2 protein-coding genes are annotated in these 1,518 nt (G+C 23.8%); both read left to right on the top strand.

Going from position 1 to position 1,518, the window contains the following annotated elements; all coding sequences use genetic code 11:
* The first annotated feature begins 36 nt into the window (after positions 1–36).
* Positions 37–780, top strand: coding sequence for a hypothetical protein (locus C4S77_RS03000; protein ID WP_105245978.1), 744 nt, complete (start codon positions 37–39; stop codon positions 778–780).
* Between the two features lie 82 nt (positions 781–862).
* A partial coding sequence (locus tag C4S77_RS02995; RefSeq protein WP_146106025.1) for a hypothetical protein occupies positions 863–1,518 on the top strand: 656 nt, incomplete at its 3' end.

Genomic DNA, 1,518 nt, shown 5'->3' with positions numbered 1-1,518 from the left:
TTTATATCTATGCAAATATTGAAAAACTAACCTTTTATGAAAAACTCTATTTTATTATTAGGTATTTTACTTTTTATAAGCTGCAAAACTAAAGAAGATTATTCTAAATATACATATATTGATGAGGGAATAGAAAGTGATATATATGAAATAAGTACAATCTTTCCTAAAGAAGTGGAATTATTAACCATTTTTGGAGAACGTTATCCCGCTGACCCAAGATTTTCTCATGCTGAGGAAATCAATCAAATGCCTTTAATTGCATATGATCAGTCTAATTTTTTGTATTTTAGATATATGAATAATTATAAAATTAATGATTTCAAATATAATATGACAAAAAATATGATTGATACTTTAAGTACTGAAGACATGAATGTTATACGTAATTCTTATGCTCATAAGGAAAATAAATTTGTTAATTTTAAATTCCCTGAAGCAGAGGAATATTATAAGGTAATTAAAGAGGAATATTATAGTGAAATTTCTGAAGAAAAGAAAAATAAAATATTAGAAGAATATAAAGACAGTAAGGAAGAAATAAAACAAGCTGTTATTGAAACCCGTTCATTACGATATACTATAACCTATGCAGAATTACAAATGCCTAAGGAAAAAATCCATTTTAAATTTAATAGTGATTTAAAAAAGAAAATAGAGTTTTTTGGAAATGAAGAATTATATAAAAAAGGATATATGTTTATATATATTTTTTATAATTTGGATATGTTCCCACATTCTGGCGGTTTATATGTAATACGACCTAAGACAAAGAAATAAAACTAAATCTTTAAACGGTAATAATATAAAGTCTTTATTTTTATTTTTTATATCTATGCAAATATTGAAAAACTAACCTTTTATGAAAAACTCTATTTTATTATTAGGTATTTTACTTTTTATAAGCTGCAAAACTAAAGAAGATTATTCTAAATATACATATATTGATGAGGGAATAGAAAGTGATATATATGAAATAAGTACAATCTTTCCTAAAGAAGTGGAATTATTAACCATTTTTGGAGAACGTTATCCCGCTGACCCAAGATTTTCTCATGCTGAGGAAATCAATCAAATGCCTTTAATTGCATATGATCAGTCTAATTTTTTGTATTTTAGATATATGAATAATTATAAAATTAATGATTTCAAATATAATATGACAAAAAATATGATTGATACTTTAAGTACTGAAGACATGAATGTTATACGTAATTCTTATGCTCATAAGGAAAATAAATTTGTTAATTTTAAATTCCCTGAAGCAGAGGAATATTATAAGGTAATTAAAGAGGAATATTATAGTGAAATTTCTGAAGAAAAGAAAAATAAAATATTAGAAGAATATAAAGACAGTAAGGAAGAAATAAAACAAGCTGTTATTGAAACCCGTTCATTACGATATACTATAACCTATGCAGAATTACAAATGCCTAAGGAAAAAATCCATTTTAAATTTAATAGTGATTTAAAAAAGAAAATAGAGTTTTTTGGAAATGAAGAATTATATAAAAAAGG

This window comes from Apibacter adventoris, from assembly GCF_002964975.1.
Lineage (GTDB): Bacteria > Bacteroidota > Bacteroidia > Flavobacteriales > Weeksellaceae > Apibacter > Apibacter adventoris.
Note: the sequence above shows the minus strand (reverse complement) of the source record. Positions and strands in the feature narration are given on the sequence as shown.

Coding starts and splice junctions, on each gene's coding strand:
- C4S77_RS03000 (WP_105245978.1), top strand. CDS start 37: ATGAAAAACTCTATTTTATTATTAGGTATTTTACTTTTTATAAGCTGC.